The 16,609-nt window shown below is 65.0% G+C and carries 14 protein-coding genes; 1 reads left to right on the top strand and 13 read right to left on the bottom strand.

What is annotated here, in order from left to right; all coding sequences use genetic code 11:
- Nucleotides 1–256: 256 nt before the first annotated feature.
- The 11 genes from AWC14_RS25180 to ligD all read right to left on the bottom strand — a co-directional run bounded on the left by AWC14_RS25180 (nucleotide 257) and on the right by ligD (nucleotide 11,953).
- Nucleotides 257–1,669, bottom strand: a complete 1,413-nt coding sequence (locus AWC14_RS25180) for a nitrate/nitrite transporter (RefSeq protein WP_045374164.1) — start codon at nucleotides 1,667–1,669, stop codon at nucleotides 257–259.
- A 263-nt stretch (nucleotides 1,670–1,932) separates the two neighbouring features.
- Entirely contained in the window at nucleotides 1,933–2,478 is a 546-nt protein-coding gene (locus AWC14_RS25185; RefSeq protein ID WP_045374167.1) for a GNAT family N-acetyltransferase, read from the bottom strand.
- 10 nt (nucleotides 2,479–2,488) lie between these two features.
- A complete protein-coding gene (locus AWC14_RS25190; RefSeq protein ID WP_045374170.1) occupies nucleotides 2,489–3,406 on the bottom strand; it encodes a 5-oxoprolinase/urea amidolyase family protein in 918 nt (305 codons plus the stop codon).
- A 9-nt stretch (nucleotides 3,407–3,415) separates the two neighbouring features.
- A complete protein-coding gene (locus AWC14_RS25195; RefSeq protein WP_045374173.1) occupies nucleotides 3,416–4,066 on the bottom strand; it encodes a 5-oxoprolinase subunit B family protein in 651 nt (216 codons plus the stop codon).
- Between the two features lie 74 nt (nucleotides 4,067–4,140).
- Complete coding sequence (locus tag AWC14_RS25200; RefSeq protein ID WP_045374176.1) at nucleotides 4,141–5,139, bottom strand: ABC transporter substrate-binding protein; 999 nt, start codon at nucleotides 5,137–5,139, stop codon at nucleotides 4,141–4,143.
- A 194-nt stretch (nucleotides 5,140–5,333) separates the two neighbouring features.
- Nucleotides 5,334–7,055, bottom strand: coding sequence for an FtsK/SpoIIIE domain-containing protein (locus tag AWC14_RS25205; protein WP_045374179.1), 1,722 nt, complete (start codon nucleotides 7,053–7,055; stop codon nucleotides 5,334–5,336).
- Nucleotides 7,056–7,300: 245 nt separating this feature from the next.
- Complete coding sequence (locus AWC14_RS25210; RefSeq protein ID WP_142281836.1) at nucleotides 7,301–7,939, bottom strand: hypothetical protein; 639 nt, start codon at nucleotides 7,937–7,939, stop codon at nucleotides 7,301–7,303.
- Between the two features lie 295 nt (nucleotides 7,940–8,234).
- Nucleotides 8,235–8,963, bottom strand: coding sequence for a hypothetical protein (locus AWC14_RS25215; protein WP_045374182.1), 729 nt, complete (start codon nucleotides 8,961–8,963; stop codon nucleotides 8,235–8,237).
- Complete coding sequence (locus AWC14_RS25220; RefSeq protein ID WP_045374185.1) at nucleotides 8,960–10,315, bottom strand: hypothetical protein; 1,356 nt, start codon at nucleotides 10,313–10,315, stop codon at nucleotides 8,960–8,962. The genes AWC14_RS25215 and AWC14_RS25220 overlap by 4 nt, the downstream gene beginning before the upstream one ends.
- A 3-nt stretch (nucleotides 10,316–10,318) precedes the next feature.
- On the bottom strand, nucleotides 10,319–10,603 hold the full coding sequence (locus AWC14_RS25225) for a type VII secretion target (protein ID WP_045374188.1): 285 nt from the start codon (nucleotides 10,601–10,603) through the stop codon (nucleotides 10,319–10,321).
- Nucleotides 10,604–10,729: 126 nt separating this feature from the next.
- Nucleotides 10,730–11,953 (bottom strand): non-homologous end-joining DNA ligase, encoded by a 1,224-nt coding sequence (ligD, locus tag AWC14_RS25230; RefSeq protein ID WP_045374191.1) that lies wholly within the window; start codon nucleotides 11,951–11,953, stop codon nucleotides 10,730–10,732.
- A gap of 48 nt (nucleotides 11,954–12,001) precedes the next feature.
- On the opposite strand from ligD, the gene fadD2 reads away from it, so the two are divergent.
- Nucleotides 12,002–13,675 (top strand): long-chain-fatty-acid--CoA ligase FadD2, encoded by a 1,674-nt coding sequence (fadD2, locus tag AWC14_RS25235; protein ID WP_045374194.1) that lies wholly within the window; start codon nucleotides 12,002–12,004, stop codon nucleotides 13,673–13,675.
- Nucleotides 13,676–13,778: 103 nt separating this feature from the next.
- Here the strand turns inward: fadD2 and AWC14_RS25240 are convergent, their stop codons facing one another.
- Nucleotides 13,779–14,285, bottom strand: a complete 507-nt coding sequence (locus tag AWC14_RS25240; RefSeq protein ID WP_045374197.1) for a DinB family protein — start codon at nucleotides 14,283–14,285, stop codon at nucleotides 13,779–13,781.
- 147 nt (nucleotides 14,286–14,432) lie between these two features.
- Nucleotides 14,433–16,607, bottom strand: a complete 2,175-nt coding sequence (locus AWC14_RS25245) for an acyl-CoA dehydrogenase family protein (protein ID WP_045374200.1) — start codon at nucleotides 16,605–16,607, stop codon at nucleotides 14,433–14,435.
- Nucleotides 16,608–16,609: the final 2 nt, after the last annotated feature.

A 16,609-nucleotide genomic window follows, 5' to 3' on the forward strand; every position in this document is an offset into this window, starting at 1 on the left:
CACACGACATCTCCGGCTTCCGGCAAGTCGCAAGCGAATTAGCCCACGCCTATCTCGGGTGCGGGCGTCCCTCATCGGGCTTGCAAAGACGTACGCGGCAATCTCACATCAAGACCCAAACCCGGTCAAGCCAGATTGGGCGATAGCGCCTGAAAGTTCTGTCCCAGTTACCTGAAAGGTCGCTGGCAGGCCGCTGGGTTGCACAACCTCGTTGCGCCACACTAGGCTTCGGTGCCGCTATTGCAGTTGGCGCTGGTCACGTTTGAGCGAAAGCGGGTGCAGCCGCCGTCGCCAGGTCGGGTGCTGCAGCGGGCGTCCGCATCGGCCGGCGGACGTAGCGCGCCCAAGTCAGAATCGACGCACCGACGTAGAACGACACGAACACCCAGAACGCTGCCGTCGCCGAGCCGTTGCTCAGGTAGGACTGGCGCAGAGCCAGATTGATGCCGACGCCGCCGAGGGCGCCGATCGCACCGGCGAGCCCGATCAACGCCCCGGACATAGCCCGTGACCAATGCTGGCGCTCGGCTTCGGTGGCATTCAACGATCGGCTGCGCGCGTCGAAGATCGACGGAATCATCTTGTACACCGAGCCATTTCCTATGCCGGACAACACGAACAGTGCGACGAAACCGATGACGTAGCCGACCATGGTGGCACCCGTCGCGGGGCCGCGGGTGTTGTCGTCGAGGGTGCTGGCGCCTATCAGCAAGCCTGCGGCCAAGATCATTCCGGTGAATGTGACCAGCGTGATGCGCCCGCCGCCCATGCGGTCGGCGAGTTTTCCGCCGTATACCCGCGACACCGACCCCAGCAGCGGCCCGATGAAGGCGATCTGTGCGGCGTGCAGTGCGGCCTGTGCGGCACTTTGGCCGCTGGCGGCGAAGTTGATCTGCAGGATCTGACCGAATGCGAACGAGAAACCGATGAACGACCCGAAGGTGCCGACGTACAACAACGCGATGATCCAGGTGTCGCGCATGGACAGGATGGACCGCATCGCGGTGACGTCGATCTTGTGGTGGGCCAAGTTGTCCATGAACAGCGCGGCACCCACTCCGGCGACGGCCAGAAAAACCAGATAGAAGGCGCATACCCAGTACGGCTGTCGGTTGCCTGCGGTGGCGATGACCAGCAGGCCGACCAACTGGATCGTCGGCACCCCGATGTTGCCGCCACCGGCGTTGAGGCCCAGCGCCCAACCCTTGAGCCGCTGCGGGTAGAACGCGTTGATGTTGGTCATCGACGACGCGAAGTTACCGCCGCCGAAGCCCGTCAACGCTGCGCACACCAGATAGGGCCACAGCGGCAGGCCGGGGTGGGCCAGCAGCCACATGGTGGTAACCGTCGGGACCAGCAGCACGAATGCCGAGAACATCGTCCAGTTCCGGCCGCCGAACGTCGCGGTGGCCAGGGTGTAGGGGATGCGCAGGAAGGCTCCGACCAGGGTGGCGGTGGCGGCCAGCAGGAACTTGTCGCCGGCCGAAAACCCGTAGACCGCTTGCGGCATGAACAGCACCAGCACCGACCAGATGGACCAGATCGAGAAGCCGACATGCTCGGCCACCACCGACCAGATCAGGTTGCGGCGGGCGATGTTCTTGTTACCGGCCTCCCAGGCCACAACGTCCTCGGGATCCCAGTCGGTTATCAAATGTGTACGTGGCATGCGGCCACGCTAAGAATTCTTTGTTGCCCCAAAGCTGTCCGGCGTGTCCCCGGTGTGAACTTCCGATCACCGACTGCGTGACGCGCTGTGATCCGTCCGTCTCGCGTGGCCTGCATCACATCGCTGGTTTTGCTTCGGGCCGAACGGTTCCGGCCACTATGGTGGCGAGGCCTGCGCGGAAATGCTGATCCCGGTCGCCAGCGCCCTTCAGCTCGAGGATAACGAAACCTGTTGTACAGGAACGTAATAGGCCTATCTGGTGACTACCAGACGTCGCCGTCACGCCAATCACACATCAGCTCCGCGGAGGTGTCCAGGCTGATGCCGACCGGGAACACGAACACCGACCCGTCGTCGTCGGGAGTGCGCGTCGGTCCTGTCGGCGCCAGCACAGACGTTGGTCCGCGCCACGGCAGCCACCCACGCACGGCGTAGAGCCGTCGTCCCCGGTCCGAGGAGCTCAGCGCGCCCAGCGGGTAGCCGCCGCGGATCACCTGCTCGCACGCGTCGAGGATTGCGATCGCCAGCCCCTGGCCGCGCCACTCTTCGGCCACCGCCACCGCTTCGATGTAGCCGCAGCGCAACGCCGTGCCGCGGTAAATAAGCCGCCGCTGGATCACCGCGCCGTGGGCGATGATCGCGCCGTGATGCCAAATGAGCGCATGCATCCCGCCCAATGCGTGGTCCCAGTCGGTGTCGCTGAATTCACCGGCGTATGCCGCCGTGACCATGTGGTGGGCGCTGTGGCGGGTCTCGGCGTCGAGGTCGGAGGTGTGAACCAGGCGGGCGGTGTGGACCTGGGTGCGCACACCTTCGGGTTTACCAGGCCGAGGGGCCTGCCGTCACGGATCCGGAAACCGCCGCCAACGGCGACCTGTGCCGCGACCAATGCAGCCGGACGTACTGGCCGGGCCGCACCTGGGCCAGCTTGTCGACGTCGTCGTCGGCGACGACGCCGACCACCGGATATCCGCCGGTCACCGGATGGTCGGGACCGAGGATCACCGGTAAACCGTTGGGCGGCACCTGGATTGCGCCGCGCGTTGCTCCCTCGCTGGGCAGCTGACGATCCGGCCAGCGGTATTGCAGCGGGCGACCCTCCAACCGCATACCCACCCGGTCGCTGCGGTCGGAGGCCATCCAAATGGAGTGCACCAGCGCATCGGGGTCGGCCAGCCAGTCGTCGCGCGGGCCGGGCACCACCATCAGTTCGACAAGGTGCTCGGCGATTCCGGCGACCGGTGCCTGGTCCACTTCGGGGTAGTCGTCGGTGTGCTCGCCGACCGGCAGCACGTCGCCGGCTTGCAGCGGCAGCGGCCCGATCGCCGACATCACGTCGTAGCTGCGTGAGCCGAGCACTGGTGTCACGTCGATGCCGCCGCGGACGCTCAGATAGCTGCGCAGGCCAGAGTACGGCATGCCCAGCGAGATCACGTCGCCGTCGCGAACGTGGTGAATGCTGTTGTTGCCGAAGGCAATTCCGTTGACTGTGGGGTCGGTGTCGGCGCCGGTAACCGCGATGTCGACGTCGCCGCCGCGGACTCGAGCCGAAAAGCCGCCGAAGGTGATCTCGATGGTGGCGCGGTCGTCGGGGTTGGCCACCAGGCGGTTGGCCAGGGTGTGTGAACGGCGGTCGGCGGCCCCCGAACGGGTGACGCCGAGGTGGGCCAGTCCGACCCGTCCGAGGTCCTGGACCAGGGCCAGCGGGCCGGTGCGCAAGATTTCCAAAGTGGTCACCGGATCTCCTTATGCGGCTCGGAACTGGACCCACATGCCCGGCATCAGCAGCGCCGGGTTGGGACGGTCGATATCCCATAGCACCGCGTCGGTGTGGCCGATCAGCTGCCACCCTCCGGGGGAGCGGCGCGGATAGATGCCGCTGAACTCGCCGGCCAGGGCCACCGCGCCTGCCGGTACCGAGGGCCGAGGCTCCGATCGCCGGGGTACCACCAGCCGCTCGTCGCCGCCGACCAGGTACGCGAAACCCGGTGCGAAACCGGCGAATCCGACCCGCCACGGCGTCGAGGTGTGTGCGTTGATGACCTGGGCGGTGCTCAGCCCGGTGCGCTCGGCGACCTCGGCGAGGTCGGCGCCGTCGTAGACGACGTCGATCACCACGTCGACGTTTCCGTGCGGCGGCGCGGTCTCGACGGCGTCGCTGTCCACCTGCAACCCACGCAGGCGATGGCGGACGACACCCTGGTAGCGCGGGCTGGCGAGCTTCACCAGCACGGTGCGGGAAGCCGGGACGATGTCCAGGACGCCGGGCAGCGTCGCCTCGCGCAACTCAGCCATGGCCGCCAGCACCTCGGCGGTGCTGTCGAACTGCAGCAGCAGCGCCCGATCGCCGTAGTCGAGGACGGTGTTGGCCACCGTCAAATCCATTGCCACGCTCATTACTCGACAGTAACTCCGGGTTTGCGAGGCGGCGAGAATTTTTCGAGCACTGCCAGAGCAGCCTTAGCAAACGTTTAGACGCCAAGGGCTTTCGTGATCAGCGGCGGCAATTGGTCGGCCACCACGGGGTAGCTCAGCGGGGAGGCAAAGGCGATTGCCCCGGTTTGATCCTTGGTGGTGAAAACACTGTGGCTCTGCCGCGCCGCCACCTCGGGGACGGCTAGCAGCGCCTGCTGATCCTCCTCGCCGTCGGTGGTCCAGATCAGCACATCGGCCGCGGCGAGGACCCCCTGCAGCTTGTCGCGAGGAATCAACGCGCGCTGCGAATCGACGGCGAACGGAGTGATGCTGTCGCTGACCACCAGACCCATCTGGGTCAGAAACTCCGTGCGCCAACCAGCGGTCGCCACCGCATTGTCTTGGGAGAGCCGGCCCTGCAGCAGCAGCACCTTCTTGCCCTTGAATTGCGGGTTCTGTTGCGCGACCGCGGCGAACTTCTGGTCGACACCGTCGACCAATGACTTCATCTGATCGGCTTGGTACACCGCGTGGCCGATCGCGGTGGCCTGCTCCTTCCACGGCTCGAAGAACGCCTCGCCGTCGGACTGCGCGATCGTCGGCGCGACTGCGGCGAGCTTTTGGTAGGTATCGGCGTCGACGCCGGCGTTGGTCGCCACGATCAGATCCGGTTTCAGCTTGGCGATCTGGTCGACCGGAATTCCGTTATCCAGGTTCAGCACAACGGGTTTGGCGTCGCCCAGTTTCGGTTGGGCCCAGGGCCACACCGCGAACGGCTGGTCGCCGAACCACTGGGTCACCGCAATCGGCACGACGCCCACCGCCAGCAGGTCATCCTGTCCGGTGTAGCCAGCGCTGACCACCCGTCTGGGCGGTTCGGGAATGGTGGTCTCGCCGAATACGTGTGGGACCGTCACAGGGGCACCGCCTTCGGCGTTGCGCCCGGTGGTGGGCTTCTTCGACGAACACGCCATGGGCCACCCCGCGGCGAGCAGCGTCGACGTCCCGGCGAAGCCCAAGAACTGGCGACGCCCCCACCGGTCGTGGGTCTTCATCTCAGGGGCATTCCGGCGTGAACGAAGTGGACAGCGCCTGCATTCAGCGATTCTCTCTCATGGAACGAGATAGGAGGGCGCAGATGGCGTGACGCACCGCGGGTTAGTGCCGAGCGCATACTTCGGTCTTGCACAGTGAGGACTCGGCTAATCAACTCGATCTCGAAGGAAAACCGCTGGTTAGCGGTCGTGGGTCAGCTGGTGGCGAGCAGGATTTGGCCGTGTTTGGTGAGCCCTCTGCGTGGGTCGTCGGGAATGAGCTTAGATGCGGCGCGTTCGAACGGTGAGCCGTAGGTTTCACTGAGGCGAAGCTCGATGGTTTCGCTGACGAAGGGCGTCAGGCTGGAGAGGTGGAAGTCGTAGGAATTGGTGCCGATGACGAGGTGGACGCCGGCGGGGTGGCCGCGTCGCGCGATGTCGGCGATGTCGTCAAACCTATCGCGCCGGTCGCGCCGCCAGGCCTGCCAGCCGTCGACGACCAGGACGAGGTGGCGGGGGCCGGGAGCGCCGGTGGCGATCCGTCGGGTGAGAGCTTCGATGGTCGCGTCGATGCGCTCGGAGGAATCCCAGCTGATGATTTCGCTGACGTTGGGTAGCAGCAATTCGGGAAACGCAGCGGTGTGGTAGGCGGGTCCCAGATAGATGAATTGCAGAATTTCGGGGGCGTTGGTGTCGTGCGCCGCGGCGATCATGGTGGCCACGGCCGCAGTGACGTGATCGGGGTTGCCGCCGGCAATCATGACGATCCCGGGGTTGTTCGCGAAGTCAAGGGTCAACACGCTGTGTCGGTGTTGCGCGGAGTTGTCGATGACGCCGATCGGGACACGAGCCCAATGGCGAACGCCGCCTTCGGTTTCCCATTGCGATACCAGCTCGGTGATCGTCAGTTTCTGGGGAAGTTCGGCAGCCCAGCGGAGTCGCTCGGCGGGCTCGGCGGTAGTCGACAACTTGTCGTCGTGGTTCCACTCGGGTGCGATGTCGGCGATCACTTGGTCTAGATCAAAGGGGGCGACTACTTGAAAGTGCCGCGGGATCGCGACATTGCCGGCTTTGACGTACCCGCTGCCGCGTCTGGTCAATTGCGCCGCGTCGCTCACACCGATAGCATCACGTGAGTGGGAGCCGGAAAGTACTTGCAGCGCAACGCGGCTGGGAACGACGTCCCTCAATCCGTGCGGGAGAGGTGTCGGGGAGCTCAGCCACAGGTACAGCCCGTAAGTGTCTTCGGCGACCGCGATATGGGTGACCAGGTCGCGTAGGGCGCGTAATTCGTAGTCGGTGTCCAGCAGCTCGGTGGCGCCGTCGATGACGAAAACCAGCTCGGTAGGTTCGCGGGATTGCGGCTGTGCGGAGCGCAATTCAGCGTAAGACCGCACGCGGTGTCGTTGCAGCAGCGCCCGGCGGGATTGCACTTCGCCGCGAATATGGTCAAGGAAACGGGCCAGCGCAGCTTTGTCGTCGAGGTCGGTTTCTTCGGCGACAACATGAGGCAGGTTCGCCAGCTGGGCCGGCAGGCCGGTGGCAGAGCGCCCGGTGGCCAGCACAAAGTTCAGCTGAGTCGGCGGATTGGCGATTGCGGCGCCCAGGATTGCCGAGGTCAGCAGATCCTCGCGGCCCGAGTGCTCGCTGGCGATGATGGCGTGGTGGCGCCGGACGCTCAGCGTGGCCACCGTGCCGTCGGCATAAACGCCGATCGGGGTGACGGTTGGATCGTGCGCCCGCAGCAACGAGCGGTAGTCAACGCCGGCGGTGTCGATGTCGTCGGGCGCGGGAGCGTCGGAGCCGCGTCTCATTGCCTCGAAGCGCCGCAAGTCGTCTATGCCAATGATGGCCGCCTTGGGCGCACCATCGCTGAACACCACAAACCGCTTACCCGAGGCTGCAGAGGCCAGGTAGCTGTCCGTGTCACGGCTCACCTGGCTCGCCGTAACCAGCTCCCCATCATCAACGAACATCTCGAATCCCTCTAAGGTCGTGGGCCTCCAGCTTATGCAAGCCAGTTCGAGGGTCTACCAAGGCCAGCTATTGCGATCTATCCTGCCCGAGCACTTTGTGATGCTCGGTCGTCGAGCTCCGTTCGCTTGTCGATGCTTTCGCTGTGGAGTTGGGCCCTGCCGCCTAAAACGGTTTGGGTCTGTGGTCGCTTGTGTTTTCCGTGCCGTTACGCTTCAAATCCATTCGAGGACAAGCGGGCCAAAGCCCGGCCGTCAGTAAGTTCGTCACGGTGCTCGGGATGTTGCCAGTAGAACCGCACCAACTCGCGCAGCGCCTGTTCGTTGTGTAAATATGAGCCGCCAGAGAAGAATGTTGGGGTACGTCCATCGGACATCACCATGACAATCGCGCCCTTATTCGGAGTCCGGCCGCGCGGCATTCTGTCGGTGACGTCGGTGACTTGGTCCCACTGCCCCTCTGCCGAGAACAAACCTTCCGCAAAGTTAAATCCGGCGGGACTTAGGCATAGGTAGCTCATGCCACCGCGCTCAAACCCACGCCATAAGATCAGGATCCCTACCATTGCAGCTACCCCGGCACCGGCCGGAATAGCATAGCGTTGTTCACGAGGCACTGGAAAGTCGACTTCGCCGAGCGGCAAGAATGCAGCGAAGAGCACCATCGAAATCACGCCTGGAAGCATAAACATTCTAATGAACAAATCTGCACGCTGATTCGGTTGAAAGGTTGTACCTGCACGACCGAATGCCGTTCGGGCGGTGACCTTACCAATGCTGAGCCAGACCGATGTGCCCAATAATCCGAAGCAGCATACTGCAAATCCGAGACAAACGATCGACGTCAAGTACTCGCCTCGACCCAGGGTCACCGCAACCCAATAGGTGGACAAAACACCTATCCCGCTTAGGAATGCAAGACCAAAGACTCTTATGGGCAAATTACGTACGTTACCGACCTTCCTACTTATCGACCCACCCGAAAGTGGAGCGCCGACTATGCTAAGTACATCCCCACCAGCAATGAGCGGCCTGAGCCTTCAATGCGGCTCCGCAGGTGACCAACCTCACGTCTATGCCATGCCCGCGTTGGAAACTTTGGTCGCTGATTGGGCTATGGGAACTTTCTTCACCGGTACCAAGTCAGTCGGCTTTGAATGAATTGGAAGACAAGCGTGCCAAGGCGCGGCCGTCGGTCAGCTCTACGCGGCACTCCGGATGCTGCCAATAGAAACGCACCATCCGGCGTAAGGCTTGGTTATCCTCCGTGTATGAGCTGGAGGAGGAGAACGTCGGGGTTTGTCCGTCCCGCATCACCACGACGATCGCGCCCTTGTTAGGGGTGCGCCCGTGTGGCTTTCGGTCGGTGACGTCATTCACCTGTTCCCACTCGCCGTGTGCGGACAAAAGTCCGTCCACGAACTCGAATCCCCTAGTCGACAGACGTAGGTAACTCATCCCACCGTGGTTGAACGCTCGCCACAAGATCAGCGCACCCGACACAGCGCCGCCCGCGGCGATGAACGGCAAGTAATAACGCATCTCGCGAGGCACTGGAATGTCGAGCTTGCCGATTGGCGCAAAGATCGCAAATAACCCCATCGCGATGGTCCCGGCGAGCGCGATAAAACGGAGGAATATGTCAGCAGCGCGATCAGGCCGGAGTGTCGTACCAGCGGAATCGAATGCTGTGCGTGCAGTCACCTTCCCCGCTGTGCCCCATATGAACATGGCGACAAAGCCTAAGCAAAATACCGCAAGTGCGAGAACCGCGAGCGCTGTCAGGAATTCCGCACGTGTGAGAGTAACTACCGTCCAAACAATGCACAAAGTGCCGAATGCGCCAAAAAGCGCCAGCGCGAAATACTTCATGGGCAAATCACATTACCGATTTTGGTACCTACCCAGCCAAAGGTCCAGCCACCCAAAGCGCTGCCCACTGCAGCTGCTCCTGGGGCGAGTGGAGCGGTCATAGGGATAGCCGCGGCTCCTGCCGCCGCTAAAGTCCCCGACGCTTCGCCCCCGCCGATTCCGAACACCCCCGATACACCGGCGACACAGGCTTCGTGAGCTGTTTCTGCCTTGGCCATGTCGTAGAGCATGGTTCCAATGCCGAGCGCCGGTCCGGCGTAGCGTGTGACTGTCCCGACGTTCTTGATCGATTCCGGCGTGAGCATGGGAATGCGGCCGCCACGCTCGAGGTGCGTATCCAACGCGGTAATCCCGCCTCCGACTTGCGTGAGCACCGGATGGGTAAAGAAAGGGCTGTCGGCGGGCACTTCCGCCTGCCGACCGTCGGCCATAGTGACGCTGGCTGTCGGCTTACTGCCCGGGGCATCGGTGATTGTGAGAGTCGTGCCGTCGCCCCACTGAATTTGGGTGTACTTGGTTTGATTGTCCAGCCCCGTCCATGAGCTGGTACCCGACACGAACTTGCCATTCTTGTCGTAGTAGTCGTCGGCGACCTTGGGCACCAAGGTCCCCCAGTTCGTGATCACGTGCTTGCTGCCGTCCTGCATCATCAGGGTCGTGACGTGTTGACCATCCTCGGTGGTTTTCTCGCTGGACTCACGCACCGTCATCGCCATGTCTTCGCCACGAATGGTGCCTTGCTGCATCAAACCCTGCATGGTCCGCGGGTTGGGAACTTCGTCTGCGGGCCGCGACGGAGCCTGCGGAAAAAGAGAAGCCATATCACTCGGGCCCGGGAGCGTGAATCCGAGTTTCTGCGCGGCGGCCTGCACGTTGGCGGCCGTGCCATCATCGGCGTCGCCGAGAGCCAGCAGCAGTTGATTGATCTCGGCTTGATCATGCTCGGCCTGCTGTTGCAGCTCGGCGGCATGCTGGGCCGACATACGTGCCGGCTTGATCAACACCACCCACTGGTCGGTGACATGTAACTCACCCTCGTCGATATCGTCTGCCGCTCGCAACAGCCGATACCGAGCGGCCCCGATCGCCGCGTCACCATTGCTGAACGCCGTCCCCACCGCACCGACGCCGGTAGCGAAGTCTGAGGTTTGGTGGGTCGCCCGGCGAAACATGCCCGTCGCCGCGTCATGGGCCTGACCTTGCCACCCGCCCGCGTCGGCCAGCCGGTCGATCCCATCCTCGAGGCCACGCACCGCGCCGTACACCGACTGACCGGCAGCGTCGATCGCCTTCCCTGCCGGTGACAGCGAGTCGGGGTTCCAAGCTTGTAACCGCGAGCGCGAGGGCAACACGATCTAAAACAGCCCCTTGAATTTGCCGGCGAGGGCGTCGTCCTCCACCTCGTAGCGATCACCGGCACCGCGCACCGCCGTCCCCATGTCGGCGACATTTTTGGCGATCTTGGCCTCGACCGCGGCGATGTGCGCGCCGACCAGACGAGCCGCCCACTGGGTCGCCGACCCCGGCAGCCCGTCAGCCGCGGTGCTCACCTCTCGCCCAACATCGGCGCTGTGAATCGTCGCCGACGCGGTGTCGACCTGGCCGGCGAAACCGCGCAACAACTCCGGTTTTACCCGCATCGCAAACCCCTCGATGTCGACCTTTAGACGAACTTCGCGACGCCCAACGGCCGCGTCGTCAACCCGTCGACACTAACATCGGGTAACTACAGGCCAGGACAGAAAGTCAGCGCCGCGGCGGGCCGGTTAGCGCGGCGGCCACGGGCTGTAGTCGGCGATCAGCTCCTCCTGCGGGGGCCGCTGGTCTTCCGGCACGTGCTGCAGGTTGATCCGGATCCGGTACCAGATCGAACTCGGCCCGCGCATGCCGTCGACCAGCACGTCGGCCGGCTGCAGCCGATCGGCGGCGGCGGGGTAGCGGCCTCGCCAGGTGTCCAGGGCGGCCATCGCCTCGTCCTTGGTCTTGGTGCGGGCGATCTCGATGAGCGGCATGGGGGAGTGGCGGCGGCCGGCTCCGGCTCTTTTGCGGGCGCCCTTCGACGCTTTCTGGGCGGGGCCGAGCTCCTCGGCGAGCACCAGCAGCTGCTCCAATCCGCCTGTCGCGGAGTCTATTTCGGCCCACGGGTCGCCGATTTCGGCGAATCGGTCCGGCACGGTGGCCATCGTGAACGCCGCCGGGTCGCAGTCGGCGACCTCGTCCCAGTGCAGCGGCGTGGACACCCGCGCGTCGGGCGTGGCCCGCACCGAGTACGCCGACGCGACCGTGCGGTCCTTGGCGTTCTGGTTGAAGTCGACGAACACCCCTTGGCGTTCCTCCTTCCACCATCGGGCGGTGGCCAGCTCCGGCGCCCGCCGCTCGACCTCGCGGGCCACCGTTTGCGCGGCCAGCCGCACCTGCCGAAACGTCCAGTCCGGTGCGATCCGCGCGTAGATGTGAAAGCCGCGCGACCCCGACGTCTTGGGCCACGGCGTCAACCCGTAGTCCTCGAGGACCTCACGGGCGACGGCGGCGACGTCGACGATCTGCGGCCACTCCACGCCCGGCATCGGGTCTAGGTCGACCCGCAACTCGTCGGGATGGTCGAGGTCCTCGGCGAGCACCGGATGCGGGTTGAGGTCGATGCAGCCGAGGTTGACCACCCACGCCAGGCCGGCGGCGTCGTGGATGACGGCTTCGGCCGCCGAGGTGCCCGACGCGTAGCGCAGCTCGGCGACGTCGACCCAATCCGGGCGCTTGGCCGGGGCGCGCTTCTGGAAGATCGCCTCCTGCTCGATGCCCTTGACGAAGCGCTTCAGGATCATCGGCCGGCCCGCCACGCCGCGCAGCGCGCCGTCGGCGACCGCCAGGTAGTAGCGGATCAGGTCCAGTTTGGTGTAGCCGAGGTCCGGGAACAGCACCTTGTCCGGATGGGTGACCTCAACGTCGCGGCCGCCCAGCTCGAGCGTCACTGGACCGGCCATGCAGTTCATCGTAATTTTCCACGTCAAAGTGCGACGTGGCTCACATATGGTGGGGTCATGCCTAACCTGTTGGACCCGTTCGGGGCCGTGGCAAAAGCGCAGCAGTATGCGTCGCGCGGCCTGGCCGAACTGCACTACGTGCGCAAGATCTTCGAAGCGGGCGGGTTCCCGATCGAGCCGCCGCAGAACGTCGCGGCGATGGTCAACGACATCCGCAAGTGGGGCGAGATCGGCATGCTGCCGGCGCTGCACGCGCGGCGCACTCCGGACAAGGTGGCGATCATCGATGACGACGGCGAGTTCACCTGGAAGGAACTCGACGACGCCGCCAACGCGGTCGCCCACGGTCTATTGGACAAGGGCGTCAAGGGCGGTGACGGTGTCGCGATCCTGGCCCGCAACAGCCGGTGGTTCGCCATCGCGGAGTATGGGTGCGCGCGGGTCGGCGCCCGCATCATCTTGCTGAACAGTTCGTTCTCCGGCCCGCAGATCAAGGAGGTGTCGGAGCGCGAAGACGCCAAGCTGATCATCTACGACGACGAGTACACCGAAGACGTCAGCAAGGCCGAACCGCCGCTGGGCAAGCTGCGGGCGCTGGGCACCAACCCCGACTCGGACAAGGATTCGGGCAGCACGGACGAGACGCTCGCCGATCTGATCGGACGCAGCAGCGGCACGCCGGCGCCCAAGGCCAGCAAGCACTCGTCGATCATCATCTTGACGAGCGGCACAACCGGCACCCCGAAGGGCGCCAACCGCAGCACCCCACCGACCCTGGCGCCGATCGGCGGGATCCTGTCGCATGTCCCGTTCAAGGCCGGCGAGGTGACGGCGCTGCCCGCGCCGATGTTCCACGCGCTGGGCTTCCTGCACGCCACCATCGGCGCGTTTCTGGGTTCGACACTGGTGCTCCATCGCAAGTTCAAGCCGCCGCAGGTGCTGGAAGACATCGAAAAGCACAAAGTGACGGCGGTCGTGGTCGTGCCGGTGATGTTGGCGCGGATGCTCGACGCGTTGGAAAAGATGGACAAGAAGCCGGACCTGTCGAGCTTGCGGATCATCTTCGTGTCCGGCTCCGCGCTGAACGCCGATGTGGCCGAACGGGCGCTCAAGGACTTCGGGCCGGTGGTCTACAACATGTACGGTTCCACCGAGATCGCGTTCGCGACGATCGCGGAACCCAAGCATTTGCAATACAATTCGTCGACGGCCGGGCCGGTGGTCAAAGGGGTGCGGGTCAAGATCTTCGACGAGAACGGCAAGGAGCTACCGCAGGGCGAGGTCGGCCGCATCTTCGTAGGCACCAGCTTTCCGTTCGAGGGCTACACCGGCGGCGGGGGCAAGCAGATCATCGACGGGATGTTGTCGTCGGGCGACGTGGGCTATTTCGACGAGAAAGGCCTGCTGTACATCAGTGGCCGTGACGACGAGATGATTGTCTCCGGCGGTGAGAACGTCTTCCCCGCCGAAGTCGAGGATTGCATCAGCGGGCATCCGGATGTGGTGGAGGCCACGGCTATTGGCGTCGAGGACAAGGAGTGGGGCCACCGATTGCGCGCGTTCGTCGTCAAGAAGGAAGGCGCCGACATCGACGAGGACACCATCAAGAAGTACGTGAAAGATCAGTTGGCCAAGTACAAGGTGCCGCGCGAAGTGATCTTCCTCGACGAGTTGCCGCGCAATCCCACGGGCAAGATCCTCAAGCGCGAGCTTCGCGAGATGGACGCCTAGGCTGGCGCGAGCCACTTTTCCGGCGCGAGCCACTTTCTGGCGCGAGCGTGCGTGTCCCAGTGACGTGCGGAAAATTCCCGGATCTGCGCACGCTCAGCCAGGTCTAGCCGTCGAATCCCGTTGCGCCGTCGAGCTGTTCGCGCAAGATGTCCAGCTGTCCGGTGTGGCGGGCGGTTTCTTCGATCATGTGCACGTAGATCCACCGCAGCGAGACACGGCCGAAGCGGCGGTGCGGCACGGTGTGCTCCAGCGGATACTTGCCTGCGATGCGTCGCGATTCCTCACACTGCGCTTGGTATTCCGTAATCAGCGCGTCCAGCGACTCCCCGGGAAGGAACTCGAACTCCCATGACCGCTCGTGCAGGCGGCGGTTGTCGTCGACCCGCTCTTGCAACAGCTGATCGAACCAGCCGTACTCCGCCCAGCGCAGGTGCTTGACCAATCCGCCCACCGTCGTCGGCGACGCGACGAGGTGACGTCGAGCGTCGGCGTCGGACAGGCCGGAGACCTTGCGCACCACGATGTCTCGGTAATCGTCGAGGAACGATTCCAGAGTTTCCCGCTCGCCGGCATCGGCACAGTCGCGGCGATTGGGCGGGCCTTCAGTCATTGAGAGCGAACCTAGCAGGGATCAGGGCCTTGGCGCGACGGGTTATCGGCTGCCTGCGAGCGTGCGCAAAACCGGTGAAAACCTCGGCGTGTCGGCCGGCGACACGCACGCTCGCGCGGAAAAAGAGCGCTCGCGCCAAGAGCGGGGCTACGGGTCGCGGGGGAGGCCCAGCAGCCGCTCGGCGATGATGTTGAGCTGCACCTCCGAGGTGCCGCCGTAAATCGTGGTGGCTCGGCTGGCCAGCAGATACTCCGCCCACTTGCCGGGCAGCTGATCGGGATCCCCGATCGCGGCGTCGGTGCCGAAGGTGGACACCGCGAATTCGGCGTAGCCCTGGCCGGTGCGCATCGACAGCAGCTTGGAGATGGCCGCCGACGGCATCGCGTCGCCGCCGGCCAGCGTCAGCAGTGTCGAGCGCATGTTGAGCACCTTGGCGGCATGCCCCTCGGCGATCAACTGGCCCGCCCGGTTCTGCGCGACCTGGTCGAACTGGCCGTCGCGGATGAACTCCACGAACCCCTCCAGGTTGGCCAGGAACGGCGCCTCGCTGCTGCCGATCGAAACCCGTTCGGCGGTCAGCGTATTGCGGCTGACCTCCCAGCCGCGATTCACCTCGCCGAGCACCAGCTCGTCGGGCACGAACACGTCGTCGATGAAGACGGTGTTGAACATCGCGCCGCCGGTGAGCTCGCGCAGCGGCTTTACTTCCACGCCTTCGCTTTTCATGTCCAGCAGGAAGTAAGTGATGCCGTTGTGTTTCGGTGCCGACGGGTCGGTGCGCGCCAGCAGCGCCCCCCACTGCGAGAACTGCGCGGCGGTGGTCCAGATCTTCTGCCCGGTGATGCGCCAGCCGCCGTCGGCCCTGGTCGCCTTCGTGCTCAACCCGGCCAGATCGGATCCGGCGCCCGGCTCGGAAAACAGCTGACACCAGATCATTTCGCCGCGGAACGTCGGCGGCAGGAACCGCTGCTTCTGTTCCTCGGTGCCGAACGCGACGATCGACGGCACAATCCACGAAGCGATGCCGATCGGCGGGCGCTTGACCCGCCCCGCCTCGAACTCCTGGGCGATGATGATCTGCTCGACCGGTCCGGCGGCGCGGCCCCACGGCTTCGGCAGATACGGCAACACCCAGCCGCCCTCGGCGATCGCGACGGTGCGCTGGTCGCGGGGCATCGCCTTGAGCGTGGCCACCTCGCCGCGGATCTGCTCCCGCAGCTTCTCGGTGTCCGGATCCAAGTCGATGTTGAGTTTGCGCATCCCGGTGCTGGTCGCGGTGTCGACCACTCGCTGGGGGTAGTCGGTGCGGCGGCCGAAGGACGCGGCCAGGATCAGCGCGCGCCGGTAATACACGTTGGTGTCGTGCTCCCAGGTGAACCCGATGCCGCCGTGCACCTGGATGCAATCCTGGGTGCAGCGCTGCGCGGCTGCCGGAGCCAAAGTCGCCGCTACCGCCGCCGCGAATTCGACTGCGGGACTGGCCTCGTCGAGCGCGCGGGCGGCATCCCACACCGCCGCGGTGGCCCGTTCGGTGTCGGCGACCATCTCCGCGCACTTGTGCTTGACGGCCTGGAACTGGCCGATCGGCCTGCCGAACTGTTCGCGGATCTTGGCGTACTCCGACGCGGTGTCGGTGGCCCACCGCGCGACGCCGACGGCCTCCGCCGAGAGCAGTGTCGACATCAGCGAATGGGCGGTGGTCATGGACAGGTTGCTGAGCACGGCGTCGTCAGCGACTTCGACGGCGTTGGCACGCACATGAGCGATCGGGCGCAGCGGGTCGACGCTCTTGACCGGTTCGATCTCGAGTTGGTCGGCGTGCAGCACCACCCATTCCTCGCCGCTGTCGATGGCCACCGGCAACACCAGCACCGACGCCTGGGCCGCCGCGGGCACCGCCCGGACCTCGCCGCGGATCACCAACCCGTCACCGTGGCGGGTGGCGGTCAGGCCGGGGCCCAGCGCGTAGGCGGCGATAGCCGCACCCGACGCCAGCTCGCCCAGCACCTTGGCGTCCGGGTCGTGCGCGGAGATCAGCGCGCTGGCGACCGCCGACGGGACGAACGGCCCCGGCACCGCGCCGTAACCGAACTCGGCGAGCACCACCGCCAATTCGAGGATGCCAAAGCCTTGGCCGCCAACGGATTCCGCCAAGTGCACGCCCTGCAAGCCCTGTTCGGCCGCGGCCTGCCAGTACGGCGGGGGATTGTCGATCGGTGTTTCCAGCGCGGCGTGCAAAACCTCCGACGGCGCTACCCGCGCCACCAGGGACCGCACCGAGTCGGCCAAGTCTTGATGCTCAGGAGTAATCGCGATCGGCATCG

The sequence above is a fragment of the Mycobacterium kyorinense genome (assembly GCF_002101735.1).
In the GTDB taxonomy this organism is placed as follows: Bacteria; Actinomycetota; Actinomycetes; order Mycobacteriales; family Mycobacteriaceae; genus Mycobacterium; species Mycobacterium kyorinense.